The following is a 25,995-nucleotide window of genomic DNA, read 5'->3' on the forward strand; positions in this document are numbered from 1 at the left end:
ATCTGCGTTGCTCGGCTACCGCGTGCCGACGGGTCGCCGGCCGGACGTTCGTTCGGCGGCCGGCTGAAAGCGGTTGCGTGCGAGGGATCATCGACGTAGAGCCGGTCGGTGGGGAGACCCCAAGATTGCTGGGTCGTCGCTCATCGGTTCGCGCGGTATGGTTCGCCCGTACCAGATGAGGGGGATCCAGTGAGTTACCTTTTCGAGCGGGCCGGACAGCGTGGTGGTCTCGTGCCCGACGGCCGCCTACTGAGCGAGGTATCGGTCGGAATCCGGCCGCCTGCGGCCGGTTCTGCGCGTCGTGGCGTTCGGCTCGCATAGGTGACGCTGACCATCTCGCCCGACCTGGTGGTGGGCGAAGAACTTGTTGCTGTGCCGACGCGGCGACGGTCCCGCGCTGTCTTCATCAGCGGAATGGTGTTCACCGCTGCGCTTTTCGCGATCGGTGGCTGGCAGCGGCGCTGGATCGCCGACGACGGCTTGACTGTGTTGCGGACGGTGCGGAACCTGTTGGCGGGCAATGGCCCGGTGTTCAATGCGGGGGAGCGCGTCGAGGTCAATACCAGTACCGCCTGGACTTACCTCATCTGGTTCTTCAGCTGGCTGACGCAGGCGCGGCTGGAGTACGTGGTGCTGGGTATCGCGTTGACGCTGTCGGTGGCGGCCATCGTTTTCGCGATGCTGGGCACGGCCCGGCTGTGGGGTGGTGGGGTCCGATTGCTGCTTCCGGCAGGCGCGCTCGTCTATATCGCGGTGCCCCCGGCTCGCGACTATGCCACATCGGGTCTGGAGTCGAGCCTGGTCATCTGCTGGATTGCGGTGCTGTGGTGGGGGCTGATCCGGTGGAGTCGCGCCCAAAAGACGGGCTTGGCAAGCATTCTCGGTCTGTCCTTCGTCGCGGGTTCGGCGCCGCTGATCCGGCCGGAGCTCACGCTGGTCGGCACGCTGGCGTTGCTCATGATCTGCGGCGCGCCACAGCCGGGAATCCGGTTGCGGCCGTGGATCTTCCGTGCGCTGATCGCGGCGACGGCGGGGCTGGTGCCGGTGGCCTATCAAATCTGGCGCATGGGCTATTACGCGCTGCCGTATCCGAATACAGCCGTGGCCAAAGACGCGGGCGGCGCGAAATGGCGCCAGGGTCTGGTCTATCTGTGGAATCTGGTTGGGCCGTACTGGCTGTGGGTGCCGCTGCTGGTGCTGGGCGTTGCGGCCGTGCTGGCGGTGCGATCCCGACGAAACGATGTTCAGGCCGCTGTGCTGTCCGAATTCGAGACGAAACCGGATGTGCGCGAACGTCTTCGCCGATTCCGCGAGTGGCTGCGGACGCCGGCCGCGGTAGTCGCCCTCATGCTGTGCAGCGGTGCCTTGCTGACCGTCTACGAGATCCGGGTCGGCGGCGACTTCATGCACGGTCGCATGCTGCTGCCACCGCTGTTCTGCGTGCTGCTGCCCGTCATGGTGCTGCCGCTGAAGTTGCCGGCCGCGCGGGCGGATTCGCGGCGCACCGGCCGCGCCGTTCCGGTCGGGGCAGCGGCGTTGGCCGTGACCGCGGGCTGGGCGCTGCTGGCGGCGAACGCCACCGCCCTCGACAACGGCCGCTCGATCAGCGCGGCCGGTATCGCGGACGAGCGTCTCTATTACGTGCAGAGCACCGGTCATGAGCACCCGCTGCGCGCCGAGGACTACCTGGACTACCCGCGGATGCGCGCCATGATCGGCGATCTCGCCCGAAATCCGAACGGTGGCCTGCTCATCAATTCGCCGTCCTGGAACTGGCAGCTCGTCCCGCTGCCGGCGCCCGTCCCGAACGGTGGCGCCGGGCATACCGTGTACTTCATCAACCTCGGCATGATCAGCATGAACGTGCCCCTCGACGTCCGGGTCCTCGATCCGATGGGCCTGTCGTATCCGCTTGCCGCACATACGTTCCGGTTCCCGAACGCCCGCATCGGCCACGACAAGAACCTCGACTCGGACTGGGCGGTCGTGGACGCGGGCATGGTGAACGAATATCCAGGGCTGCCCTGGTTCATCGACGAGGGCTGGGTCACCCGCATCCGAACCGCCATGAACTGCCCGGCAACGCGGGACTTGCTGGCCTCCACCCGCGCCCCACTCACCGCCGACCGCGTTCAACGCAACATCCACCAGTCACTGCGATACGCCAAATATCGCATCGACCGAGTGCCGGAGTTCGAGATCGAACGATGCCGGGTGATCGACCGCGGCAACTCCGAGGTACCGAGGTGACCGGATCGCTGACGGAGGATGTGAAAGTCGAGTTGACCCAGGGCTGCCATTCGATCTGCACCTCGATGCGCCGGCACCGCGGCACGGCGAGCCCGTTCCACGCGGTATGTGCGGATGTTGCCGCGACGTCCGGAAGTTCGGTGTGATTTCGTATGGGGCAATCTGGTGCGATGGGTAGTGAAGTGGCTTTCGGTCGGCGTCCGCTGCTGTACCTGACGTTGGTCACCACGATGTCGTTGCCCTTCTTCGTCTTGGGCGCCTTCGTGGACAGTGTGCGGGTGGGGGCGCTGGAATTGCCTGCCAGCGCGGCGATGTTCCTGGTGCCGGTACTCGCGGCGGTGTTCCTTGTCCGCCGGGGCGAAGGCAAAAAGGCGGTCTGGGCGCTGCTGCGGCGCGCGTTCGACTGGTCGGTCGCACCACGCAAGGTTTGGTACCTCGTGGCGGCAGGGGTGCCCGTAGTCGCCGGAACAGCTGCCTACGGGATCGCCCGGGCGTTGGACGCGGTGGGGGAGAGTATCCCAATTGCCTTGGCGGCGTTGCCTTTCGTGCTGATCGCGACGTTGTTCTCGGCGGCCTGCGAGGAACTGGGCTGGACTGGCTACGCGACCGATCCGCTGCAACGGCGTTGGGGCCAGGTGTGGGCGGGTGTTGCCCTCGGAATCTATTGGGCGGTCTGGCATCTGGTGCCGCTCGCCCAGGTCGGGCACGGGTTCTGGTGGATCTCCGGATGGTTCGTCGGGACCGTAGCCGCGCGAGTACTGATCGTCTGGCTGTACAACCGAACCAGTCGGGGAGTCCTGGCCGCGATTCTGTTTCACTCCATGCTCAATGTAACCGCCGTGGTGACACCGGATTACAGCAAGCCGATCGTCCCTGTTCTCGGCGGGGCGCTGCTGACCCTGGCCGCAGTCCTGGCGTATGTTGCCCGTCCGCTGGGCAACCGGGCGGCGCCCGATCCGCGCCCGCGTCGCCACCGGCGCATGGGGGTCTGACCTGGAGTGCGCGGGCGTAGGCTCTCGGGGATGCGGATCGGCGAGCTGTCCAAGCGCACAGGCGTGAGTCAGCGCTCACTGCGGTACTACGAGGAGCAGGGCCTGCTCACGAGCTCGCGCTCCGAGGCCGGGCAGCGGCACTATTCCGACGCCGAGGTCGAGCGCGTGGCGCTGATCCGGCAGCTGTTCGCCGCGGGGATGTCCAGCCGGGTGATCGCATCTGTGCTGCCGTGCGTGGAGTCACCCGGTGACCAGGGCACCGTGGAGATGGCGTTCGAGACGATGACGCGCGAGCGCGACCGGATCGACGCCGACATCGCACATCTGATCCAGACGCGGAATGCGCTCGACGTGCTGATCGAAGCCAATGTCCAGCATCGGACGAAGCTTTCCACCGCCTCGGAAGCGGTCGCGTAGCCGGCCAGGCGCTGTGACCTGCCTCTCATCCAGTTGCCCCTGACATGGATGTGAGGGGTGAGGATGGCCGCAGTGCCCGGAACCACCCGGGCCGGTCACTCGAGAGGCGAAAAATGGGGCAGGCGTGGGGTTTCGGCAGATACGGCGGGCCCGAGGTGCAAGAGTTCTTCGATCGCCCCGATCCCGATCCGGGGCGCGGTGAGGTACTGATCCGGGTCGACGTCGCCGGGGTGAATCCCCTCGATTATCTGCTGCGCGCGGGTCTGGTCCCCGGACTCGACGGCGGCCGTCCGTTTCCGCGGGTGCTTGGCATGGAGGCGGCGGGCACCGTGCTCGCGCTGGGCGCGGACGTCGCCGGGCTCGAGATCGGCGACGCGGTTTTCGGTTTCGCACTCACCGGTGGCGGCACCTACGCCGAGACGACGGTGCTCGCCGCGGACAACACGGCACGCATTCCGGCGGGTTTGTCCGCGGCGGTCGCGGCAACGCTGCCGGTGGCCGGGACGACCGCGGTGGATGTGCTCGACCAGCTCGATCTTCCGGCCGGTGCGACGATCCTGGTCAACGGGGTGGGTGGCGGGGTCGGCCGCGTGGTTGCCCGGCTGGCCCGCGCCCGCGAGCTGCGAGTGCTCGGCACCGGGAGCGCCGCCAAGCGGGAGCCCGCGGAGGCCATCGGGGTGCGGTTCGTCGACTACACCGCGGGCGACGTCGTCGTTGCGGTACGCGAGCTGGCCCCGGACGGCGTCGACGGGATCGTCGACCTGGTCGGAGGCACCGCACTGCGGACGGTCGCCGCGCTGGCCCGGAACGCCCGCGACGTCGTCGCCGTGGGCGATGCGTCGGTGTCCGATTTCGGTGGACGTTTCGTCGAACGTCGCCTCGACCGCGAGAACCTCGAGCGGTCCGCCCAACTGGCCCTCGACGGAGTCCTAGCATCGGTGATCACCGCGGTCCATCCGCTCGCCGATGCCCCGGCCGCCCTGGCCGCCGTCGAGAACGGTCACGCTTCGGGGAAGGTTGTCATCGAGGTGACCTGATCCGAATATCACAGCGGTCGGATATCGCGACTGGACGGATTCGGCCCCGTCAGAACATGTCCTGACCAACCGGGCTGCGCCGGATCACGATCTCCTCGCCATCGCCGGTACGCACAGCGACCGCGTGCAGTCCCGGTTCACCGGGCACGAACCGCAGCGGTAAGTGGTCGAATGTCTCCGTGCCGATGTGGCTGCGGAACAGGTCGGGGTCACCAGCCACCTCCAACCAGGCCACTCCGGCCGCGATTCGGTCACCGACAACGGCGCGGCGAGCGGGGTTCTTGTCTGGATCGTCCCGGTAGTACCAGTTCGGCAGGCCCTGCTGCCGAGCCCGCCGAACCACCTGCCCGACAGGCGTGCTGGTGACCACCCGTTGCGTGCCGTCCGGTTCCGTCCGTCCTGGAACAACCTGGACCTCGCTGCCCAGCCGCCGAGCGACCTGCTCCAGATCATCGCGGGTGTCTGCGCGCAGACACCAGAACATCCAATGGTCGGCGCCGTCGCTGGTAGCACGCCTGAACCAGGACGACGCGGGGTCGGTGGCCGCCTCGACAGCGCTCTCCACTTCCAGGTAGGTGTCCGCGCCCAACGGGAATATCCAGTTGCGCACGCCACCACCGGGGAACACCCCGCCTGCATAGTTGCCGAAGCCGGTCTGCTCGGCCAGCCTGCGTACGCCGTCGTCGAGATCGCTTACCCCGAGCGCGAAGTGGTCCAGATGAAGCACAGCTGCCGGCCTCCAATTCGAGTGAGCAAGTCGTCGCTCTATCACGTTACCCAGCAGTGGGTTTCGAGTCGTTGTCCAGCGGCATGGTGGTGTTGCGAATGCGGCAGGGCAGCCGGGCCGAGTCCACGACGAGCCCCCTTGTTCATGAGCGATATCTAGCTCAGTTCGGCGAGTGTCTTGCCGAGCGCGGCGGCGTTGGCGGAATCGAACCAGGTGGTGCGGATACGGTGGTTGCTTCCGTTCGGTGTCTCGTGGTCGGAGGCAAGTTGACGCAGCGAACGGGTTTCATCGGCCAGTGCGCGGCCCACGGCTTGGAAGAGGCCGCGGACGTGTCGGTCGCCGCGGCGGACGGCGATGATCACCACCTCGGCACAGTCCACGACCTCCTGATCGGCGGCGCATATCCGCACGCTCTGGTGAGCCCGAGCCCGAGGCCGGAGTCGAAGTCGTGGTGTGGCAGCACGACCGGCACGAGTCGGCCGCGGCCGAGGGACGGTGCCGCGCGGGACAGAGGAACTGGTGGGTGTGGGGTTCGCCGGTGGGCTGCGATGATCCGGGCATGGAATTCGAGCTCGATCCACCTCGCGGTGTCGGCCCGCTGCACGTCGGGATGATGCGCGCGGACGCGGTTGCCGCCTTGCGATCGCTATGCCTCGCCGATGACATAGTCGAGTCCGACGGCAGCAGACCGCACATTGTCCGGCCGAGCGGCTTGATGATCCGGATCGAGTGCAGTGACGATCGCCTGCTCTCGGTCGAGCTCGGCCGGCCCGAAACCGATGCGGATACCGTGCGGTTCCAGGGGATTGATGTCTTCGCCCGGCCGGCGCGCGAGGTGGTCGACCGGCTGGGGGAGCGCGTTTCGATCGAACCGGCGGACGACGATCCTGCCTCGTTCGTCGCCCCAGACCTGCTGCTCAGCCTCTGGCGTCCGTTCGAGGCCGACGACGACCCGGACGAGGAGGAGGGGTTCTACTTCAGTGCGGTGCTGCTGGCCGCCCCTGGCTACTACGACGCCCCGGTTCGAACCGCCTAGTGCTCGGCTCCCATCGAGCCTCGCATCAACGAATTCCACTCGGCGGCCGCATGATTCAACCCGCGTAAGATCCGTCCGCGCCCATCGAACCGCTATATGAGCGGGTGAAGCTGGACCCCAGCGTCGCCGACTTCGGTTGTCTCACAGTTGGATCGGCCCGAATTCGGCGGCGACGCGGGCCAGGGCTCGGATCGCGGGGCTGTCGGAGCTGGAGCGCCAGGTCAGCGCCCATTGCAGTTCGGGGGCGTCGGGCATGGGCAGGAAGACGAGGCCAGGAGGGCTGTTGTAGCGGGCGGCGATCTCGCCCAGCGGGTGGACGCACTGGCCGGACGCGACCAGGGAGATGATCTCGTGGAAGGTGCGGGCCATCGGCCCGCGGGGGATGCGCCGGCCCTGCGGTGTGCGGGTGGGGACCATGGCCGAAACCCAGTATTCGGGGGCATCGGGACCGAAGTCGACGACGCTGTTGTCGGCGAGGTCTTCCAGGGAGGCGAAGCCGCGTCGCGCCAGCGGATGATCGGCGGCGACGGCCAGCACGCGGCGGCCGGTGTAGACGGTGGGGCCGACGGTGAGATCGGGTTCGACGACGGGCAACCACAGCACGTTCACATCGTGGTCCCCGGTGCGCAGTGCGGTGAACGGGTCGGCGCCGTTGATCTCGCCGAAGGTGACGTCGCTACCGGGATAGCGGGTGCGGAACGCGTCCATCAGCGGCCGCATTTCGTGTCCGGCGTGCCCGAATACCCCGATCTTCAGGGTCTGGCCCGCGCTCAGCCCCGCCGCTTCGGCGCGGGCCAGTGCGGCTTGGAGCAGATCGTGGACCTGCTGTAGGTCTTCGCGCAGGCGCCGACCCACCACCGTCAGCTGGACGCGGCGACTGGTGCGTTCGAACAGTGCCGTGCCGATGCGGCGTTCCTGTGCGCGGATGGCCTGGCTGACGCGGGCCTGGGAGATATGCAGGCGCTCGGCGGTGCGGCCGAAGTGCAACTCCTCGGCCAGCGTCAGGAAGATCTCGATATCGCGTAGCTCCACACATAACTCCAGGGTTATCAATCAGTGCACGAAGCTTACGTTGATCAATCCCCGGCCCGCCGCGAGGCTTAGTTCGGCACCGGGATCCGGTGCCCGAAACCCGCACCGAGCGAAGGAAAGTCAGCATGAACAACAAGCACGAAGTCGTCGTGGTCGGCGGTGGCTACGCCGGTGTCATGGCAGCCAATCGCCTGACCCAGCGCGACGATGTCAGCGTGACCGTGATCAACCCCCGCCAGGCCTTCGTCCCGCGGCTGCGGTTGCACCAGTTGGTGGGCGAGACCCACGAGGCGGTCGTGGATTACCGGGACATCCTGGCCGAGCAGGTCGAGCTGGTGGTCGACAGCGTGACCCGGATCGACCCCGCCGCCCGGACGGTGGCGCTCGCCGGCGGCGGCAGTATCGCCTACGACTACCTGATCTACGCCGTGGGCAGCGGCGTCCCCACGCCGCCGGTGCCGGGTGCGGCCGAATTCGCCTACCCGGTAGCGACTTTGGAGGCCGCGCAACGGCTGCGGTCGGCGCTCCTCGATACGCCCATGACGGCGGCGGTGACGGTGATCGGCGGCGGTCCGACCGGCGTCGAGACCGCCGCCGAACTGGCCGAGCGAGGCCGCAGGGTCACCCTGGTCTGCGGGAATGCTCTCGTTCCCTACCTGCACCCGAAGGCGCGGCGCACGGCCCACAAGTATCTCGCTGGGCTGGGGGTGACCGTCATCGAGGGCGCCGATGCCGCCGTCACCGAGGTGACGCGGGACACCGTGCGACTCGCAGACGGCCGCATGCTGACCAGTGACCTCACGATCTGGACGGCCGGCTTCGGAGTGCCCGATCTCGCCGAGCGCAGCGGGCTGAGCGCCGACGCCGCCGGTCGCCTGCTCACCGACGAGACGCTGACCAGTGTCGACGATGAACGTATCGTCGCCGCGGGCGACTGCTCGGCGCCGTCGGATCTGCCGTTCCGGATGAGCGCCTACGTCGCGTACTGCCTGGGCGCACACGCCGCCGACACACTGCTGGCCCGGATCGCGGGGGAGCGGCCCCGGCCCGTCGACCTGGCATTCCCCGCGATGTGCCTCAGCTTCGGCCGGGACGCGGGGATCTACCAGCTGGGCCACAAGGATGAGACCGCCATGCGGGTGTTTTTCGGCGGGGCGCTGGGCAAGAAGCTCAAGGAGATCGCTTGCCAGGCAGGTATCAAGCACCTGGCGGTGGAGGCGAAAAAGCCTGGCTCCCATCGGTGGTTCAAGGACGGCAAGTACCGCCCGGCGCGGTTGCGGGCTCAGCGCGGCGACACCGCGGTACCGGTCGCATAGCGCGGCATGGACGCCACTGCCGAGTTCCTCGCGCATCGCAACCTGCTCTTCACCATCGCCCACGCGATGCTGGGATCCACGGCCGATGCCGAGAACATCCTGCGGGAGACCTGGCTGCATTGGCAGCACACCGATTGCGGCCAGGTCGGCGACCCACGTACCTATCTGGTGCGAATCCTCACCCGCCGGTCCGTGCACCGGCTGCGGTCCAGCGAACACCGCGGCGAATCCGCTACCCGCCGATGGCTGCCGACGGTGCTACCGACGCCTCCGGACGCCGCCGCCCGTGTCGAACTGGCCGAGCGGATGTCGATGGCCTTGCTAGCGGCACTGGAGACGCTCGCGCCGACCGAGCGCGCCGTGTATCTGCTGCGTGAGTCGTTCGACCTCGGTTACGACGAGATCGCCGACGCGGTCGGCATGACCCCCGCCGAGGTCCGTCGGATCGCGTATCGCGCCCGCCGCCACGTCACCGTCCGCCGTCCGCAGCGGGCGGTGGCCGCGGACCGGGCGCGGGCGGCGGCGGATTCGGTGCGGCGCGCACTGAACACTGCGGACGTGCGGGTCCTGCTCGACGTGCTGGCTCCCGACGTCGTCTTCGTCAGCGACGGAGGCGCCGACGGGTCCGCGATGCGGCCGATCACCGGAGCCGACAAGGTCGCCCAATTCCTTGTCGGCGGGCGGCCGGCGTCGTTCGCGTGCGAACCGGTCACCGTCGACGGCCTCGCTGCCCTGGCCGTTCAGGTCGGCCCCGAGCTCGAGGGCACCCTGGCGATCAGCGTCGACGGGGACCGCATCGCCGGGTTCTACTTCGTCCGCGATCGCGCACCCCAGTCGGGAGAAGGTAGAGATCGCTGCCGCACCCGTCGAGCCCGAACTATGGACCCGCCGAATCGGGACGGCGCTCGATAACCCGCATCCCGCCACCCGTTCCGAGGAACCACCAGCCGGGCGGTGGGTCGGCCTGGAATCGGCCGTCCACCAAGGCGATAAAACCATCGGCGACTTCAAGGATCCGATTCAGTCCTATCCCGCCTTTGGTGTTCGAAAAGCCTTGTGAGACAGCAGTATCGGGCAGGATAATCCACTGCCGCAACCGTTCCTCGGTGACATCACCGGCGGCGACGGCAGCACCACGCGCAGCGCGGGCATACTCGCTGATCCAGCTACGCTGCCGCTCGGTCTCGAACGTGACACCCACGCCGAGGTCCGTGATGGCCGCGGCGACACGCCAGTCTTCGACTGTCGCGGCCAGCCACGCATCGGGTACTCGGTCGCCGCTGTCGATCTGTTCGACGAGGTAGGCGAGCCACACACCGAAAGCATCGGCCACGGCCCAGAAGCCACGGCCGTCGATGTTCACGAAGGTCGTCCGGCTCATGTCCGTACCATCTCACGAGCGCTATGCGTCGCCCGGTTCCCACGCCACGGCACAATCGGTAGAACAGTGCGTTCGGCTTGCCGAAATGGGCTCGGCCGTTGACCTTCGGTTCCAGCGATGGCCGGTCGATGCGGGAAGCGGCAAGCGCGGTCTGGCAAGCTGCGCCCACTACGTGCCTTCGTTCAAGAGGGCGCGCAGCGCCGAGCCGGCGATCTGGCGGAGCTGGGCGCGGCTGCGACCGGCTGCGGCTTGGACGGCGATGCCGTCGGAGATGGTGTGGACGAGGGCGGCCAAGGCGGCCGGTTCGTGGCCGGGGGGCAGGTCGGTGGCCCGTTCGAGCCGTCGGCGCAGCGCCGTCTCGGCGGCCTTTCGTACCCGGACGGTGTCCTGACGTACCGTGTGCGCGTCGGGACCACCGGCTTGAACGGTCTTGACGCACAGGCAACCGTGGGGTGTGTTCTTACCCGCGGTCAGGTCGACAGCTCCTTGGATCAGCCGCTCGAGGACCTCGCGGCCGGTCGGCGCGGCCAGAGCGTCGGCGGCGTAGGCGCCGGGACCCTCGAGGTAGCGGGTCACGACCTTGCCGAACAGTTCCTCCTTGTTTCCGAAGGCGGCGTAGAGGCTCGGCTTGTTGATGCCCATCGCCGCGGTCAGGTCGGTCAGCGAGGTGCCCTCGAAACCGTTTCGCCAGAACACTTCCAGCGCGCGGTCCAGGGCAGTGTCGGCGTCGAACGAACGGGGGCGTCCGCCGGGCATGCCGTCCTCCGTATCTCCTGGTTTTTTACCTATCGGTACATTACCTCTTGTGCGGCGGCGGCGCGCCCTCTAGTTTCATACCGTAAGGTACATAACTAAGGAGTGGCGCACATGATCCGAGTCGGAGTCATCGGAGCGAGCGGCTGGGCGGACACCTCGCACCTGCCCGCGCTAGCCGCCCTCGAGGCATTCGAGGTGACCGCGGTCGCGACCACCGAACAGGCCAGCGCGGATCGGGTCGCGGCAGCGCACGGGGTCCGGCACGCGTTCGCCGACGCGGGTGAGCTCGCCGCGCACCCCGAGGTCGATCTGGTGGTGGTGTCGGTGAAGGCCCCCGGGCATGCCGCCGCGATCAGGTCGGCGCTGGACGCCGGCAAACACGTTGTGTCCGAGTGGCCGCTGGGCATCGACGCAGACGAAGCGGCCGAGCTGACCGAAGCCGCGGTCGACGCCGGCGTCGCGCACGCGGTCGTCCTGCAGGGTCACCACTCTCCCAGTGCAGGCTTCGTCGCGGACCTGCTGGCCGACGGCCGGATCGGCACGCTCGAATCGGTCGCCCTGGTGGCCGAGGGCGCCCCGTTCGGCGGCAGCCGGATTTGGCCGGACCTGGAGTTCAGCCTGCGACCGTCGGGGGGAACCAACATTCTGACCATCATGGCCGGTCACTTCCTGGCCGCGCTCGAACGAGTCGCGGGCTCACTGACGGAAGTCTCCGCCCGGCTGCCCCGCACCCACGACCGTGTGCTCATCGCCGGGACGGACCGGACCGCACTCAACGCCACGCCGAGCCACGTGCTGCTGCACGGCCAACTCGCCAGCGGCGCCACCGCTTCCGTCGCGGTACACGGCGGCAATGGACCCGCCCGGTACGGGTTCCGCCTCGAAATCATCGGCAGCGAAGCGACCTTGACCGCCACCCCCGCCCAGCCCGGGACCTTCATTCACTGGGCCGACTGGAACATCCAGATCGGCGACGAGTCACTGACTGTGCCCGACACCTACCGCACCGTCCCCGCGGGCATCCAGTCCGTCCCACAGGAAAACATCGCGGCCCTCTACCAGGAGGTCGCTCGAGCCATCGCAGAAGCCAGACAACCGCATCCCAGCTTCGAGACCGCCCTGCGGCACCACCGGCTCCTCGCCGCCATCGAACAGTCCGCGGCCGAAGGCGTTAGCCACGGTATGCCAATTCGATAGCGGGCAATCCGAACGGGCAGTTGCTCCGAATGCTTGGTGGCGCATCGTTTCGCGCGAGCGACGCGATGTGCCGGTTCGGATACGAGCGTCGCTGAGGTGCGGTGCCTTCTGCACTTCAGCGACGCGCCACCGCACCCCATTGCGGCCCACAGTCCACGCTCGAGGCGAGATCAGAACCCGCAGGTGCCGAGATCACGCCACCACTTGCGCTGTCTCGGGCCGCGTGCCTCGCACCGAACCGAACTGGCTGCGGTACTCGCCCGGGGTCAGTTCGACGAGTTTGGTGAAGTGATAGCGCAATGCCGATTCGGAGCCGAAGCCGCTGGCCTCGGCGATGCGCTGCACGGTCCAGGTGGTGCGTTGCAACAGCTCTTGGGCGCGTCGTATGCGGGCTCGCTGCAGCCATTCGATCGGGGGGATGCCAAGTGCGTCGCGGCATTGCCTGGCGAAGGTGCGCACGCTCATTCCGGCGTGCTGGGCGAGCATGGTGACCGTCAGAGTCTCGGCGAGCCGGTCTTCGGCCCAGTACAGGGTGTCTACCAGGGAGCGGGCAGGCTCGGGCACATCCCAGCCCGCACGCTGGGCTTGATCGCCGTCACGGCGGATCGGCGCGACCAGGAACCGGGCCACCTCGGTCGCCAGCGCTGAGCCATGATCATTCTCGATCAGATGCAGCAGCAGATCCATGGCCGCCGTGCCGCCACCGGAGGTGAACATCTCGCCGTCGGCGACGAACAACCGGTCGGGATGGATGTGAATCTCCGGATAGTCGGTGGCGAGTTGCTCGGCCCAGTGCCAATGCGTCGTCGCTTGACGACCATCGAGCAAACCGGTTGCGGCCACGAGAAAAGTGCCCAAGCACAACGCGACGATGCGGGCACCGTTGGCTCGCGCGCGCAAGATGACCGCGGCGATCTCGGGCGGTGGGGCATAAATCGTCGGAGCGGCGGGCACGACTATTGTGTGCGCCGATTCCGCCCACGCCAGCGGCCGATCCGGGACCAGGGAGAAACTGGTGGCGCGCCCTGTGCTGGTCGTCGTCGGCCCAGCCGGTCCGGCCACGGCGACCTCGTAGAGTTCGGCGCCTGCGTAATCGTTCACCGAGGCGAACACCTGCACCGCCAACGCCACCTCGAACACGCCGATATTGTCGAAGCTCAGCACCGCGACGCGGTGCGCACCCTCGGCCGCCGGCACAACCTCTTCTTGCATCGGACAACACCTTTCGGATCAGCGCCAAGCCGCGGTGTGCGCGCCGCGATTCGATCGAACTAGTCAGGCGAACTTGCGCGGCGCTTGCACCATCGCGCCAGGGTCCGGGCAGACCGGCGGCGTCCTGGCCTCGGGACCCGTACGACGAGCATCGAACCGGCGGCACACCGCCATCCAGCTCTCACCGCCGCGGCCAACCGCGAACACATCGTGCGGTCCGTACCGACGCTCGCATCGGCCGCTGGCAAGACCGGTCAGGCCAGCTGCACTGTGACAGTGACACGGCCCTTCTCGTCGCGACGGGCCACCGCATGGCCGGCGCGCTCGGTGCCGTCCACTTCGAGGCTGATCGGTCCGCCGTCGCCGGAGAAGTTGCGCCACCACGACTTCGCGTCGGGTATCTGCACGGTGATGGTGACGACGTCGCCCGTGCGCCGATAAGCGACCGGAGTGCTGAACGTGCGATTGGAGCGCCGCCCGGTGTAGGTCACGACAGTGAGCCACCGCCGGACCAGATGTCCCAGGCGCGGCGACTGCCGCGCCTTCTCGGCGCAGGCGTTGACCCGGTCGACGGCGGCCTGGGGGAGCGGTCCTGAATAGCCCACGTGCTTCTCCTCATCGTCTCGACCGCGAGCCTAGCCGCGAAGTGGACCTGCGTCATCCGTCGCGCTTGCTCCGAAACCCGATGCACACCAACCTATTCCGACACCAGACCCAGCCCGCCGTCGAACCGGGTCCGCGGCCCGCCGGACGACCGGTATCGGCGATCTCCGATGCCGGCGTTGTCGTGGCCTGATGTTGAACATTTGTGACCGATAGCAGGGCAGCGCGGGGACGGCCGAGCGTTCGAGAATTCGATCATGACGGATGCACTGACCAGGATCGGTACCGCGGGCGAAGTCCAACTCGGCGACAAGAAGGTGTTCCGCATGGCATTCGGGGCCATGCACCTGGGCGATCCCCGGATCTGGGGTCCGCCGGCGGACCGGGACCACTCGATCCGATTGGCCCGGCGCGCCATCGAACTCGGTGTGAACCACATCGACACCGCCGACAGCTACGGTCTCGGAACCGTCGAGGACATCCTGCGTGAAGCCCTGTACCCGTACCCGGAGCACCTGCTCATCGCCACGAAGGTCGGGCAGGTGCAGCCACGCCCCCTCGAGTGGGTGCCGGTCGGCCACCCAGCCCTGCTGCGACACCAGTGCGAAATGAGCCTGCGCCGGCTGGGCGTGCAGCAGATCGACCTGCTCTACCTGCACCGCGCCGACCCGAATGTGCCTTTCGCCGACCAAGTGGGCGTGATGCGCGAGTTGCAGCAGGAGGGCAAGATCGCGCACTTCGGGCTCTCGGAGGTGACGGTGGAGCAGATCGAGACTGCCCGGTCGATCATCGACGTCGCCGCCGTCGAGAACATCTACAACCTGACCGTCCGCGGCTGGGACGCCGTCGTCGACTACTGCACCCTCGAACGCATCCCGTTCGTGGCCTGGTGGCCGGTCATGAGCGGTGCGCTCGCGCAGCCCGGCGGGGTGGTCGCCGAGATCGCGGCGCAAACCGGATCGTCGCCCGCCCAGGTCGCCCTGGCTTGGTTGCTGGCCCGCTCCGACCTGCTCTGCCCCATCCCCGGCACGTCCTCGATCGCCCATCTCGAGGAGAACGTCGCAGCGGCCGCGCTGCGCCTGACCGACGAGCAGATCGCCACCCTCACCGCCACAGTCACCTCGCACCGCGACTTCACCGCACCGTTCGCCTACGACGAGTGATCGGCGGCATCGGACTCTTGTCACCGGAACCCCGGTCAGGTGGTATCGAAATTCGGTTCTAGCCGTAGCAACAGACCCGAATAAGGATTGTGTCGTCGGGCAGAGTCGCCAGGTAGTGTGCGATGCCGCCCGGTGGTATCGGGCAGTCGGCTTGGTCCTTGCCGGACGTGGTCTCGGTCCAATCCCTATGTCGGCAAATGCCACTCCACTCGACCCACCAACCGTCCTGGGTGAGTACGTCGGGCTCTGACAGGCTGTGTGTCGCGATGTTCAGCAAGGACTTCGGGCCGCCCGCGCACTCGCCTCGCGTGGGGAGCAGCACGATGCCGAATTGGTTGGGGCCGTCGTGAATCAGTCGAGGATCGTCCTCATGACCCGGTCGGACGTAGAACCCGGCTCCTCCTCCGTCATCGCGAATCTGCCACGTGTCCCACATATTTCGCTCCGGGGACCCTTGCCGCATCTCGAATGGAGCGAGAGCTCGCGTGATCGCGGCTTCCACGTCATCGATCGCGTCCGGCGGCAGGCAGATCGTCACCCAGCGTTGCACCGAACCACATCCCTCCCGCCGTACCACGCGCCCAAGGTTACCTCTCGGAATCGGCGAGCACGGATTTCCGACCGCTGTGACCAATCCACCAGAACAGCTCCCTGTCATCGGCATGATGGTGCGTGCGCACGATCATTTGGCCGACAGTCGAAACCGCGCGGGTCGGTCTACAGCGGCCCGCGCCTTAGCTGCGAGTGCCCGTCGAACCACAGGTAATTGCATCTGGTCCGCCAGCACTACGGCGACGATCAGATCGCGGCGCTGATCGCCATGATCAACGCCGCCAACCCGGCTCGCCGTGATCTGCGTCGGGAGGGAGGTTCCTACCAGTCCGGCGTGTTCGACTGCCTGGAATCAGCACTTCTTCCAAGCAAAGTGATAAGTGGTATTGACGCTGCCGTCCGGGGAATTCATCGTAATAGAGCTGGTGGTCTCGTTCGGATTCGAGGTGCCCGCATAGACTCGCAACTGCGTATTTATATTGAAATTTCGATTTTCTCCGCAGGGCAGGTAAACGATCTCCCCGGCCTCGGGTTTGTCCGTCGCCTGCCAGACGTCATTGAGTGGACCCTTGAAGGTGTGGTCGGCGAAGTCGGTCGACGAGTCGCCCTGGAAGTAGTACCTTGCCGCTTCCAGTGCGGTCGCGCCCTGTTCCAGATGCGCGAAGCCACGGTAGTCCGCCTGCGCAATCCCGTAGGTGAACCCTTGCGGGACATGAACTTTCAGGTTGAGCTGGCAGTTCTTGCGGAAGTCGTACGGCCTGGCGCCCACGCCTACCCGCGCGGTGTACCGACTGGAGGTGACCGTAAAAGCCGTGTTGTCGGGCAGGACCTCGACCGCCGCGGTACCCTGCGGACAACCGGATCCATTGACCGTCACGACGTCGATGACGACCTTGTCCGGCGGCACGGGTATGGCCTGATCCGGTATCGGCGCACCAGAAGCCAGTGAACCCGATATCGGTGTCGCGAATGCGAATACAGCAGCACTGAGGACGGCAAGTTTCTTGCACATGAGTTCCCTCACAATGGGCAGAGCAATGGGTTTACCCTCACTGTAATCTTTGACACCCGTCCGGAATCCCCAGCGGAAGTGGGGAGCATTGAGAAACCTCTAAGCTGACAATCTGGCCGGACATCACGATCGATTGCGCTGGTCTGCGAGTTCGAATTCAGGTGACCACCAAGCGAATTGACACCGCACGCCGCCGAACTGGACCTCAACAAAGACCGCCGTCCCGTCCTCGGCGGGAGGCTGCCGCCCCAGCCTCGCCGTAGCTCCCGAGTCACCCGACACGTGCGCCGACGTTTTATGTGATGCATACGAACCATCACATAATCGGCCGGAGCGGACGTCGCGAAGCCCTGCCGGCCGACCTATTTGGACTGCTGACCAATACGCGCCATGCGGCATGCGCGGATGCTCAACTCCGGCAAGCCAGTGCGGCCGGGAGGGCGGGTTGATATTGATCGTTCGACACTCCCATCCGGAATGAAGGCCGGTTACGAATACGTCCGAACGTTGACTCGGGTACACCGATCCAGCGCTGACCGCTCTCCCGTACCTACAACCCAACGCGGTTTGAAGGAGAAGCTTCAATGATCTCAATACAGCGAAGCATCACTGCAGCGCTTCTCGGCGCGGCAGTCATTGCCTCGGCGAGCGTTGCGATACAGCCGGCTCAGGCGCAATCGCCGAAGAGCGGCTCGCGCGCCTGCACCGACAAGAATGGGGTCGTTCTTGGGCGGGCGGGCGGCTGTCCCGACGGCTATGCCCAAATCGGGGCCGCGAAGTTGCCACCGAATCATATTTGCTGCGTAGAGGAGGAATGAGAAGGCCAGCGAACTGCTGACCCGATCAGCCGGCGGTTTGTGACACCTTCCGGGCACGCTTGTGCCGCCGGCGCCGGCGGGCTCTGGAAGTTTGTGTCCGGCTGGCTCGTCGTCGACGACGAGCCAGCCGAACACACTGGAAGCGGTGCGGGAACAGACGGTCAACGGCGAACGCGATAGCGCAGGTGAAGCACCCGGTTACCCTGAATCACCACGTCAGGTTCCTCCAGCAGGTGCTGCGCGTGGACCGACCCGAAGTAGCGCTTGCCAGACCCGAACACGACAGGTACGACGTCCATGCGCACCTCGTCGATCAGGCCCGCGGCGAGCACCTGGCCACCGACGTCGCCGGCGGCGACCTCGACTATGCGCTCACCCGCAAGCTCCTGCGCCTTGGCCACGGCTGCGTCGACGCCGTCGACGAAGTGAAACGGCGCCTCGGGATCCCAGCCATCGGGCGCCGGGCGGTGCGTCACGACCACCACGTGTTCGATCCCACTCGGCGGCTTCCCCTCCCAGCCGTCGGTCAAGTCGAAGACGTGGCGGCCGACGAGTGTCGCCCCGATCTGGTCCCAGTACCGCCGGGTGTAGTCGTAGGACGTCTGCGACACCTTTACCGCGCCGCTCTCGTCCAACGGGACGTCACCACTGGACAACCAGTCGAACAGCGGTCCGGGCTGGTCATTCTCGTCCGCGACGAAGCCGTCCACCGACACCGAGCTGTACATCACCACCTTGCCCACGGGGCCTCCTTTGTTTGGGTGCCCCGAAATTAGCGTGTTGTGAGCTGGCGGTCTTGTAAGAAATCAATCGGCCGGCAGCGGCCAGCTGTCCAGCACGTGGCCGGGGTGTTCGCGCAGGAATCGCCGCCGGACTTCGACGTACCGGGTCGGCGTGAGCCCGGTGAACGCCCGGAACTCGTGGCCGAAGTGGGCCTGGTCGAAGTAGCCTGCGCCACCGGCGAGTTCGCCCCAGTCGATCGGTCCGGCGGGGTTGATCGCGAACACGGTGGCGGCGAAGCGGTAGGTGCGGGCCATCCGCTTGGGCGTGACGCCGATGAGCTCCTTGAACCGCTGTGCCAGATGCGTGTTGCTGACACCGGCTGCCACGCTCAGGTCGCCGATCGTCATCGCTCCGCTGGTCGCCGCGATGACGCTGCTCGTATGGCGGACCAGCCCCAGACCGGCGGTCTCGCACAGCCGTCGCATCAACTCCTGCTCGAGCAGCGTCAGCATCTCGTGCGGTCCGTCCGCCGTGGCCAGCCGGTCTCGCAGCTCGGCAGTGGCGGGCCTGCCCCAAACCTGCTCTACCGTCACCGGCCGATCACGCAGCTCGGCCGCAGGCATCGACAGGAACGGTGCCAGCCCCCACGGCTTGAAGTGCACGCCGACGGACCGGGTCCGGAGTGGGTAGCCGAACTCCAACGCGCGGGTGGGCATGGTGACCACGCAGCCGTCGGCGTAGTCTGCCGTCTCGATGTCGGTGCCGGCGCGGATGCGCAGCGGTGCCCCGAGGTTGACGATGAACAACGCTGCGGGCATCGGCGGCAGCGTCAGCCGGGCGTACGGCGGCACACCCTCCAGGTAGTAAAGGTCGTCGATCAGCCCGTCCAGTGGCGGTCGCGGCACTCTGGACACGTACTCCACGCCCATAGCATCGCCGATGCCCGCCGACACCGCACGCCGGGATGTTCCGCCGCGCCGCCGCCGGGCATCGAGCTGACGCCGATCCCGGACGAGCGCCCGGCCACGGACCTTTGCGTGGGATACGCGCGCTGCGTGCGAGATGTAGGATTCTCGGCCCTGCCACGCGGCCCGCCAACACCCTGAACTCGGCCTTTGCGTATGTCCAGCAGAGCGTCCCGAAATGCACTGCTGGACAATTGATCACGAGGAACTGATGTAGGTGACCTCTCGACGGATGCCTACACCAGTTCCTCGTGATCAATCGACCAGCAACCGAGTAGATGGCAGCCGAACCAAACGCCCGCATCGCGGCAACACCAGATGTTCTGCGCGGCAGTAGATCTCGCCGCGCAGAACGCCCGCCCAGCGGCAATATCGTGCGTAGGAAGTTCGGGTCCATGGAGGCGGGGTTCGAACCCGCGACCTCCCACGTGTCGTGCCGGTGATCTACTCCATGGCCGTCCGCAATTCTACGGATGTGGGCAAGAGGGCGAGACAAATACGAGCGGTGCGTATTCCGGCTGCCCAGCGCGGACAACCTCGGGCGAGCTGAATGCGGCAGTTGAGTGCGTTCATCGACTGGTGTCGCGACCTTGGGATCGCGCGCTCCGCAGCAGAAGCGGACGTTGCCGTGCGAACCTTCCGATGCCGTGACGGAAGGTATGCGGGTCGACACCGCGCAGCCGAGGTATTTGCCGGACAAACGATCGATTCACGACGTCGGGTGCAGTTGGTCCGGATGGTCAATATCCATGAGACGCTGACACTTTGGGACTGGAGCGGCGGCGTCATGTCGAGTGCATGACTGCTCAGGACACTCTTTGAAGGAGCATCGGGAAATGGCCGACGTAAATGACATCCTGCTCAAGCAGATGGAGCTCGAACGTGCGCAAGCTCTGCACGTCGAGAATCAGCGCGCCACGCTTTCAAACATGATCCTTGTGTTATCAGCCGCCGGTCTCGGTTTCCTGGCACAGCGTGGCTTGGGAACTTCCTCTCTGGCTGTAACCATCCCACTCATCGGCCTAGGGTGGTACGGCGCGCTTTCGACAGCCCGGCTCTACGAACGGTTTCTGCATCACTATGACCTGCAAGTTGCGATGCAGGTCAGGCTCGATGCCCAGCTTCCTGAGCTTCAACTGATCGAAACGATCCAGCAGACTAACGCCGGTCACGATGTCCGCCATCCTCGTATCAGGAGAATTCGGCTCCATATCCTCTGGGAGTCGCTGCACCTGGCGATCGCCGGTATCGGGCTCATCCTGACTGCTATCGCTTTGTTCTGAGGTGACGCACATACCTCAGCCAGGAGCTTGCCGATGTCGAACCTCAGATCCGGTCGCCGTGCGTGGCGGCCACACCAACACCCGGCACGTGAATGTCGAGGATCGTTCGCGCGCACATCGGCAATATCGGATGTTCTGCGCGGCAGTCGATCTCGCCGCGCAGAGCACTCGCCAGGGACAGATGCGAACGTTCGCCACGCGCGAGTCGCGGCTATCTCACTCGCATCGACTGAAGCCGGTATGCGGGGCTGTCGGCCGCACTGCTCAGAGATCGGCTACTGATGGCACGGTTCGTTGTGCTGGTATTGCCAAAGTCTGTCAGCTCACTCGATCGCGGCCGCACCGCTGCCGTGTTGCCGCCACTACAGGCTTGCGCCTGGCCGCTGTCCAGGATCGCTCCACTTACTGCTCTGAAGTGAGCCGCGGGATCTCTACAGGGTCCAATTCGCTCGTCCCAACAACCTTCTGCAACGCTACGACAGCTTTTTCTTCCGCCTCCGCTGCCTGATCGGCAAGCGTCACATCCGTTGGCTTCTTCGAAGCCTCGCGGGCGTAGTAGATGGCGGCTCGGGCGGCTTCGTGGGCGGCTTGGGTGACTTCGTTCGTGGTGCTGATCATGTTGGCAGCGAGGTTGGCGGTAGCGAGGGCGGCGGCGGTTGCGGCGGTTGCGGTGGCGGCGGCGTCGGCCTCGAGGGCACCCTCGCGGGTCTCATCGGGGGACGTGTTGAGATGGAAGTGCACGGCGGCGGTCGTGGCGCGGACGGAGGCACTGACAGCGCGCTGACACGCTTGAACGATGAACGGTTTTTCCTTCTCGTTCTCGGCTTTCGCGCCTGTACAGTACGTCGTTCCCCACAGCGGTTCCGCAGACACGACGGGCACCGTGCCGAGTTTGCCGCACAGTACCGCCGTAGCCACGACCAATACCGAGCCGATTCCTCGTAGACGAGTACCCATGCCAACCTCCTGTGATGACGACGAAACATATGCCGACCGATCCCACCGAAAGAACACAACCGGTCCCAAGAACCTATTCGGAACCAAGCTCGCCACGGATGGGACACGCGGACGCCGCTACGCACGCTCATCGGCAGGAGCGGACGTAGCTGATGCGGCTTCGGCGGTTGGTCCCGGTCGAGAATCTGGCCTCGGTGGACCGACGAACATCGCCGTGACCGAACGAACGCTCGAGGGCCAGCTATTCGGAGAACTAGGGGGGAATGCGCGCGTGGCGGTCAGCCGCCCTGCTTGTGGCGTCGACTCTCTGCGACTTTGGCGTCGCAATCGACACGGGTCGTCTTTTGCGACGGCGGCGTGAGCCGCCTACCGTCAGGGTCGTAGCACATGCAGAACGACTTCCCGGTCGGCGTCGCCGGGAAGCATTGCAGAGACGAGTAGTCACCATTAGCCCAGCACTGCACGATCAGTTCGGAGCTCGCATCCGGATCTTCACGCTGGAGGGCTTGACGGCGTTCCGCTTGGCAATCGGTCTCAGCGGCGGCTTTCGAGCGGGGAGCCGCAGACGCACCGACTGCGGGTGTGAGCAAAATAGCCGCAGCCACTCCGAGCACAGCGACGACACAACGCGACCGAGATCCGTACATCGAGCCTCCTGGTCTGACGAGCTTCTCGAAATCAGGGCCCGCGCGAACTCGACACCGAGACTCGCGGTGCAATTTGCTGTCGACTACCTATTCGGAGCCGCACTCCAGCCAGATGTCCCCAACTACAAACAGGCCGAACCAGCCTGGATCAACCCCGCCGGGCCAGCTCGGGATGTAGAACCTTTCGGTCGAGCCTCGGTCGCGTCTGTGCGCACGTTGGTAGTACCGGATGTTCTGCGCGGCAGTAGATCTCGCTACGTAGAATGCCCGCCCCGCGGCATGATCGGATGAATGCCTTATCCGAAAGCGCCTCGGCCAGGTAGGTCAAAGTGCTTCTGCGGTCCCGGGCCCCAGCTCGGTTACGCCATCCGTCAGAGGGTTAGGCGATGGTAAACGCCGTAATATGGGTCTGACTGTCACGGCGTAGCCATACGAGCGAACTGCGGAGGCGAAGAATGACCGACGAGGAAATCATCGTCTCGTTCGCCCTGACCAGACTGGATAACGCGAACAGCGACCTCGACCTGGAAGACGTTGCCGCTCTGGTGGTACGCCGCCTGACCCCTGATCAGATTGCTCGACCTCGCCACCCGCAACCTGGCTACTCGAAATGAGTTACGGGGAGCGTTGTTCGAGTCTGCGGTCGAGCATGTGCTCAGGACCGTCCTGACTGCCCGAGGGTCTGTCGACTAGCGGATCGCCCCGGCAACAGCGGGCCGGACCACCTCATGCCATCCGTCACTGGCCTGACAACCGATCTCCGGCAGTATCGGATGTTCTGCGCGGCAGTCGATCTCGCCGCGCAGAACGCCAGCTCAGCGACCTGAGTGGACGCTTCACCCAGCTGAAGTCAGGTCCTGGGTGTATCCGTGTGGAATCGGGCTGTTCCGGTCATCGTGTGTGGCCGGCCCTTCGATACCTAGAAGCGTGGCAGGGGCGTGCGGCTCAGTCCACCGGGGAGACCCGGATGAGGTTGCCGTCGGGGTCGGCGATCACGAATGTGCGGCCGAAGACAGCGTCGTGTGGTTTCTCCACGACATGGACTCCCTTCGAAGCCCAACTCGTGAATATCTCGTCGATTGCGGATGGTGGTCCCGGCACCATCAGTCCGACCTCGCTCGTGCGCGAGGTGCTCGGGACCGCGTGTTCGCGGTAGCCCGTCCACAGCGCGAACAGGACGCCGGGGGCCACCTCGAAGGCAACGTAGTGGGGACTGATGAAGGCCGGTTCGATCTCGAACAGGTCGCTGTAGAAGGCGGTGGCGGCCTGGGTATCGCGGACGCCGATCAGGAACAGGTTCGGTGCGGGCATGGAGCGCTCCTCAACTCGATGATTTCTCGGGACCGCTGCATCTGATCGCTTCATCGCGACAGAACCTGTCACCTTTTTCTGCCAACATTGGTCAGCGTGAAGGCTTCGAGGCTGTTTCACCTCTTGCTGCTCCTGCAGACCCGTCAGCGCATGACGACCATCGAGCTCGCCGAGCGTCTGGAAGTGTCTCGGCGGACTGTGCTGCGCGATGTCGAGGCGCTCTCGACAGCAGGTGTGCCGGTCTATGCCGAACGCGGGCGGAACGGCGGGATCGTCTTGCTCCCCGGGGCACGGCTCAACGCATCCCATCTGGAACCACCAGAGCTGGAGGCTCTCTCCGTAGCCGGTCTGGACCGCGCGCATCTCGAGCGTATGGGCCTGTCTGCGGTGTGGGAGTCGGCCGCGCGCAAGATCGCCGCCCGACAGGCTGCAGCACCTGAGTCGTCGACCCTGCTGCGACTGGCGGACCTGGTGCTGGTGGACAGCACCGCGTGGTTTGCCGACTCAGAGGCAGCGGTCGATGTCTCGGATCTGGCCTCGGCCCTTCGGCACCGGCGACGGCTGCGAATCCGGTACCGGCGCAGCGCCGAGGGGCAGGCCTCGACGCGGGTGGTCGACCCGTATGGGATCGTGGCCAAATCAGGCCGCTGGTATCTCATCGCCGATGACCAGGGGCATGGTCGGCTGTTCGCTCTGGAACGACTCACGGCCTACGAACAACTCGACGCACCAGCTGCTCTCCGGCCAGCCGAAACCCTCCGCACCAGATGGGCGGCGTTGAAGGAACGCACCGAGCGGCCAGGTCCGGTGAGCGTCACCGTCCGCCTGCCAGAAAATGGCCTCGACCTGGCGCGGCGCATACTCGGCAACCGCATCCACGATGTCTGCGACGCGGAAGAGGGTTGGTGCACCGTCGTCGTCCGCTATCCCGACATCGAGTCAGTGCGTCAGCTCCTCCAGTTCGGCGACCACATCGAGATACTCACCCCAGAGGCAGCCCGCGAACGCATCAAACAGCTCGCCACAGTCCTGGCTGAAAAACACTCACCCCCGGCCTCGTGACTGCTGACCGGAACGCCCTGCCCGATCAACGTCTCCGATCGATCCGGCTAGCAGAGGTCCCACACCCCCCGGAACGCGGCAATAGCGTGTGTTCGTCCTCTAGTGCCATAGGTTCGCGCCATGAGGGTGCGCATCCAAGCTGGCGACAAGCCGATGACCGTGAATTTCGAGATCCAGGGCGACGAGCGACATCTCGCAGCGCGCGACTACCTGATCGTGGAGTACGAGCGCGCCGATGGCCTCGCAGACGACGTTCATGTGGAACACGGCCAGGAAGGCATCACCGTCTACCTGCCGTTGAGCCGATGGCGAGTGTGGTCGTCCGCTGGAGACGAGATCACTCCCTAACCGGCGCCGCTGGCCGGTGCGGTCAGCGCGCAACGCGGCGATACCGGATGTTCTGCGCGGCAGTCGATCTCGCCGCGCAGAACACGCGCGCAGCGGCACGTGCGCACGTCCGATGAGGGGCGGAATCGGCCTCTAGCATTGACGGTCGGCCTGTAGTTGCTGCCGCGCCGAAGCTGCCCGTTCAGGTGTCGACGCGAGGGCTCAGGTCAATGAATGGACAGAGTTATTCCGACGACTTCACAAGTGGGCTGCCTTCCTTCTTGTAGACACCCAAAGCCTCCTTCTTGTCATTCTCACTGAATGCCCTCACCTTAGTCTTCAAGAAATTCGCCAAACCCGCTGCGGTCGTGCAACAGTCCTTGATGTCACCCTTTTTCGAGGTGATGACATCGGTGACAGTTTCCGCGTACCTAATCAAGTCTCCACATATTTTTGATCGCGTTGTCGGGTTGTATTTGCTGTCGCCATAAAGCTTCTGCCGTGCGGTGTCTTCCGCGCTTCCGCCACCCTTCAGAGCATACGGGCTGTACGAGCGTTCAATGTCGACCTGCCGGGAATACCACGCCTGCGTGCGCTCCTTCGAGCCGAGGCCGTCACGCTCGTAGGGTTTCGGGTCAGCCACGTTGACATTGGCGAAGTCAACCTTGATGGCATCACCATGGTCTTTGAAAATCTTGCCGTTGTCATCGACGACGACGGGTCCGATATATTCGGGCTCGTCGTCGAGCGGAATGACGACGACATCGAGGTCACCCTTGTCCTTGCACCGAAAATTCAGCACCCCTGCCGCGATGTTATTTTCCGTAGCCTCGTCATAGTCAACGGCGTGCGCCGCTGGGGCACCAAGAAAAACTGTTGCGGTCAGGGTGAGCGCGGCGAGCAGGCTACCTCTTATCGCTAGCACGTTCGGCTTCTCCTCATCTGTGTTGGCATCCAGGTCTACGGCTTCTGATTGATGTTCGTTGCCGGAGGCGGAGCGGATGGAAAGAAAATGCGGTGAGCGGGTCCCGCGGCCGATCGAAAAGGAGCGGTGGTGTCGTCGAGCTCGCCGATCCCGACGTGTGCAACCGGCTGGCTCGTCGCGTGGGACGAGCCAGCTCTACGCCTTCGATTCGGCATGAGCGGATATGACGACGGCCCCGAGATCTCCTGGGGCCGTTGATCTTCGGTCAGGTCTCGCAGCCGCGGCCGACCGAGC

The 25,995-nt window shown here is 65.8% G+C and carries 26 protein-coding genes and 1 tRNA gene; 13 read left to right on the top strand and 14 right to left on the bottom strand.

The genetic code is table 11. The annotated features are described in order from the left end of the window. Window positions 1–348: 348 nt before the first annotated feature. The 4 genes from zomB (at window position 349) to ACFQ9K_RS32415 (ending at window position 4,696) form a co-directional block, all read left to right on the top strand. Window positions 349–2,250: a flagellar motor control protein ZomB gene (gene zomB, locus ACFQ9K_RS32400; protein WP_378719085.1), complete on the top strand. Its 1,902-nt coding sequence runs from the start codon at window positions 349–351 to the stop codon at window positions 2,248–2,250. Window positions 2,251–2,420: 170 nt separating this feature from the next. After that, window positions 2,421–3,242: a CPBP family intramembrane glutamic endopeptidase gene (locus tag ACFQ9K_RS32405; protein WP_378719037.1), complete on the top strand. Its 822-nt coding sequence runs from the start codon at window positions 2,421–2,423 to the stop codon at window positions 3,240–3,242. A gap of 30 nt (window positions 3,243–3,272) precedes the next feature. Then, window positions 3,273–3,659: a MerR family transcriptional regulator gene (locus ACFQ9K_RS32410; protein ID WP_378719036.1), complete on the top strand. Its 387-nt coding sequence runs from the start codon at window positions 3,273–3,275 to the stop codon at window positions 3,657–3,659. 113 nt (window positions 3,660–3,772) lie between these two features. Beyond that, the gene (locus tag ACFQ9K_RS32415) at window positions 3,773–4,696 is read left to right on the top strand and encodes an NADP-dependent oxidoreductase (RefSeq protein WP_378719034.1); all 924 of its coding nucleotides are present in this window, start codon (window positions 3,773–3,775) and stop codon (window positions 4,694–4,696) included. Window positions 4,697–4,745: 49 nt separating this feature from the next. On the opposite strand, the gene ACFQ9K_RS32420 is transcribed toward ACFQ9K_RS32415, so the two are convergent. After that, window positions 4,746–5,423, bottom strand: coding sequence for a VOC family protein (locus ACFQ9K_RS32420; RefSeq protein WP_378719033.1), 678 nt, complete (start codon window positions 5,421–5,423; stop codon window positions 4,746–4,748). Window positions 5,424–5,578: 155 nt separating this feature from the next. Continuing rightward, window positions 5,579–5,788: a hypothetical protein gene (locus ACFQ9K_RS32425; protein ID WP_378719032.1), complete on the bottom strand. Its 210-nt coding sequence runs from the start codon at window positions 5,786–5,788 to the stop codon at window positions 5,579–5,581. A gap of 194 nt (window positions 5,789–5,982) precedes the next feature. Between ACFQ9K_RS32425 and ACFQ9K_RS32430 the strand changes: the two genes are divergently transcribed. Then, window positions 5,983–6,459 (top strand): hypothetical protein, encoded by a 477-nt coding sequence (locus tag ACFQ9K_RS32430; protein ID WP_378719031.1) that lies wholly within the window; start codon window positions 5,983–5,985, stop codon window positions 6,457–6,459. A gap of 141 nt (window positions 6,460–6,600) precedes the next feature. Here ACFQ9K_RS32430 and ACFQ9K_RS32435 read toward each other — a convergent pair whose 3' ends face one another. After that, window positions 6,601–7,491 carry a LysR family transcriptional regulator gene (locus ACFQ9K_RS32435; RefSeq protein WP_378719030.1) on the bottom strand — a complete coding sequence of 297 codons (891 nt, stop codon included), beginning with the start codon at window positions 7,489–7,491 and terminating at the stop codon, window positions 6,601–6,603. A gap of 125 nt (window positions 7,492–7,616) precedes the next feature. Here ACFQ9K_RS32435 and ACFQ9K_RS32440 point away from each other — a divergent pair, with 125 nt between their 5' ends. Both ACFQ9K_RS32440 and ACFQ9K_RS32445 read left to right on the top strand, forming a co-directional pair. Beyond that, complete coding sequence (locus ACFQ9K_RS32440; RefSeq protein ID WP_378719028.1) at window positions 7,617–8,807, top strand: NAD(P)/FAD-dependent oxidoreductase; 1,191 nt, start codon at window positions 7,617–7,619, stop codon at window positions 8,805–8,807. 6 nt (window positions 8,808–8,813) lie between these two features. Then, a complete protein-coding gene (locus ACFQ9K_RS32445) occupies window positions 8,814–9,719 on the top strand; it encodes a sigma-70 family RNA polymerase sigma factor (protein WP_378719027.1) in 906 nt (301 codons plus the stop codon). Here the strand turns inward: ACFQ9K_RS32445 and ACFQ9K_RS32450 are convergent. Together ACFQ9K_RS32450 and ACFQ9K_RS32455 are read right to left on the bottom strand one after the other, a co-directional pair. After that, the gene (locus ACFQ9K_RS32450) at window positions 9,685–10,188 is read right to left on the bottom strand and encodes a hypothetical protein (RefSeq protein WP_378719026.1); all 504 of its coding nucleotides are present in this window, start codon (window positions 10,186–10,188) and stop codon (window positions 9,685–9,687) included. The two genes, ACFQ9K_RS32445 and ACFQ9K_RS32450, sit on opposite strands and share 35 nt — an antisense overlap. A 168-nt stretch (window positions 10,189–10,356) precedes the next feature. Continuing rightward, complete coding sequence (locus tag ACFQ9K_RS32455; protein WP_378719025.1) at window positions 10,357–10,944, bottom strand: TetR/AcrR family transcriptional regulator; 588 nt, start codon at window positions 10,942–10,944, stop codon at window positions 10,357–10,359. A 111-nt stretch (window positions 10,945–11,055) separates the two neighbouring features. Here ACFQ9K_RS32455 and ACFQ9K_RS32460 point away from each other — a divergent pair, with 111 nt between their 5' ends. After that, complete coding sequence (locus tag ACFQ9K_RS32460) at window positions 11,056–12,141, top strand: Gfo/Idh/MocA family protein (protein ID WP_378719023.1); 1,086 nt, start codon at window positions 11,056–11,058, stop codon at window positions 12,139–12,141. Between the two features lie 192 nt (window positions 12,142–12,333). On the opposite strand, the gene ACFQ9K_RS32465 is transcribed toward ACFQ9K_RS32460, so the two are convergent. Then, window positions 12,334–13,353, bottom strand: coding sequence for a GlxA family transcriptional regulator (locus tag ACFQ9K_RS32465; protein ID WP_378719022.1), 1,020 nt, complete (start codon window positions 13,351–13,353; stop codon window positions 12,334–12,336). A gap of 254 nt (window positions 13,354–13,607) precedes the next feature. Next, on the bottom strand, window positions 13,608–13,958 hold the full coding sequence (locus tag ACFQ9K_RS32470; RefSeq protein ID WP_378719021.1) for a hypothetical protein: 351 nt from the start codon (window positions 13,956–13,958) through the stop codon (window positions 13,608–13,610). Between the two features lie 255 nt (window positions 13,959–14,213). On the opposite strand from ACFQ9K_RS32470, the gene ACFQ9K_RS32475 reads away from it, so the two are divergent. Next, window positions 14,214–15,119 (top strand): aldo/keto reductase, encoded by a 906-nt coding sequence (locus tag ACFQ9K_RS32475; RefSeq protein WP_378719019.1) that lies wholly within the window; start codon window positions 14,214–14,216, stop codon window positions 15,117–15,119. 904 nt (window positions 15,120–16,023) lie between these two features. Here ACFQ9K_RS32475 and ACFQ9K_RS32480 read toward each other — a convergent pair. From ACFQ9K_RS32480 to ACFQ9K_RS32495, 4 genes are all read right to left on the bottom strand, one after another. Further along, window positions 16,024–16,683, bottom strand: a complete 660-nt coding sequence (locus tag ACFQ9K_RS32480) for a DUF4360 domain-containing protein (RefSeq protein WP_378719018.1) — start codon at window positions 16,681–16,683, stop codon at window positions 16,024–16,026. A gap of 979 nt (window positions 16,684–17,662) precedes the next feature. Further along, window positions 17,663–18,244 carry a dihydrofolate reductase family protein gene (locus tag ACFQ9K_RS32485; RefSeq protein WP_378726180.1) on the bottom strand — a complete coding sequence of 194 codons (582 nt, stop codon included), beginning with the start codon at window positions 18,242–18,244 and terminating at the stop codon, window positions 17,663–17,665. Window positions 18,245–18,307: 63 nt separating this feature from the next. Next, window positions 18,308–19,147, bottom strand: a complete 840-nt coding sequence (locus ACFQ9K_RS32490; protein ID WP_378726182.1) for a helix-turn-helix domain-containing protein — start codon at window positions 19,145–19,147, stop codon at window positions 18,308–18,310. A gap of 435 nt (window positions 19,148–19,582) precedes the next feature. After that, window positions 19,583–19,643: transfer RNA gene (locus ACFQ9K_RS32495), tRNA-OTHER, on the bottom strand. A gap of 382 nt (window positions 19,644–20,025) precedes the next feature. Here ACFQ9K_RS32495 and ACFQ9K_RS32500 point away from each other — a divergent pair. Further along, complete coding sequence (locus tag ACFQ9K_RS32500) at window positions 20,026–20,472, top strand: hypothetical protein (protein WP_378726184.1); 447 nt, start codon at window positions 20,026–20,028, stop codon at window positions 20,470–20,472. Between the two features lie 402 nt (window positions 20,473–20,874). Here the strand turns inward: ACFQ9K_RS32500 and ACFQ9K_RS32505 are convergent, their stop codons facing one another. Then, entirely contained in the window at window positions 20,875–21,429 is a 555-nt protein-coding gene (locus ACFQ9K_RS32505; RefSeq protein ID WP_378726186.1) for a hypothetical protein, read from the bottom strand. Between the two features lie 1,102 nt (window positions 21,430–22,531). Between ACFQ9K_RS32505 and ACFQ9K_RS32510 the strand changes: the two genes are divergently transcribed. Continuing rightward, entirely contained in the window at window positions 22,532–22,690 is a 159-nt protein-coding gene (locus ACFQ9K_RS32510) for a hypothetical protein (protein WP_378726188.1), read from the top strand. A gap of 331 nt (window positions 22,691–23,021) precedes the next feature. Here ACFQ9K_RS32510 and ACFQ9K_RS32515 read toward each other — a convergent pair whose 3' ends face one another. Beyond that, window positions 23,022–23,387 carry a VOC family protein gene (locus ACFQ9K_RS32515; RefSeq protein ID WP_378726190.1) on the bottom strand — a complete coding sequence of 122 codons (366 nt, stop codon included), beginning with the start codon at window positions 23,385–23,387 and terminating at the stop codon, window positions 23,022–23,024. A 96-nt stretch (window positions 23,388–23,483) separates the two neighbouring features. Between ACFQ9K_RS32515 and ACFQ9K_RS32520 the strand changes: the two genes are divergently transcribed. Together ACFQ9K_RS32520 and ACFQ9K_RS32525 are read left to right on the top strand one after the other, a co-directional pair. Then, entirely contained in the window at window positions 23,484–24,449 is a 966-nt protein-coding gene (locus tag ACFQ9K_RS32520) for a helix-turn-helix transcriptional regulator (protein ID WP_378726192.1), read from the top strand. A gap of 120 nt (window positions 24,450–24,569) precedes the next feature. After that, window positions 24,570–24,797: a hypothetical protein gene (locus ACFQ9K_RS32525; protein WP_378726194.1), complete on the top strand. Its 228-nt coding sequence runs from the start codon at window positions 24,570–24,572 to the stop codon at window positions 24,795–24,797. A gap of 223 nt (window positions 24,798–25,020) precedes the next feature. Here ACFQ9K_RS32525 and ACFQ9K_RS32530 read toward each other — a convergent pair whose 3' ends face one another. Beyond that, the gene (locus tag ACFQ9K_RS32530; protein ID WP_378726197.1) at window positions 25,021–25,701 is read right to left on the bottom strand and encodes a hypothetical protein; all 681 of its coding nucleotides are present in this window, start codon (window positions 25,699–25,701) and stop codon (window positions 25,021–25,023) included. Window positions 25,702–25,995: the final 294 nt, after the last annotated feature.

This window comes from Nocardia sp. NPDC056564, assembly GCF_042793755.1.
Classification (GTDB): Bacteria; Actinomycetota; Actinomycetes; order Mycobacteriales; family Mycobacteriaceae; genus Nocardia.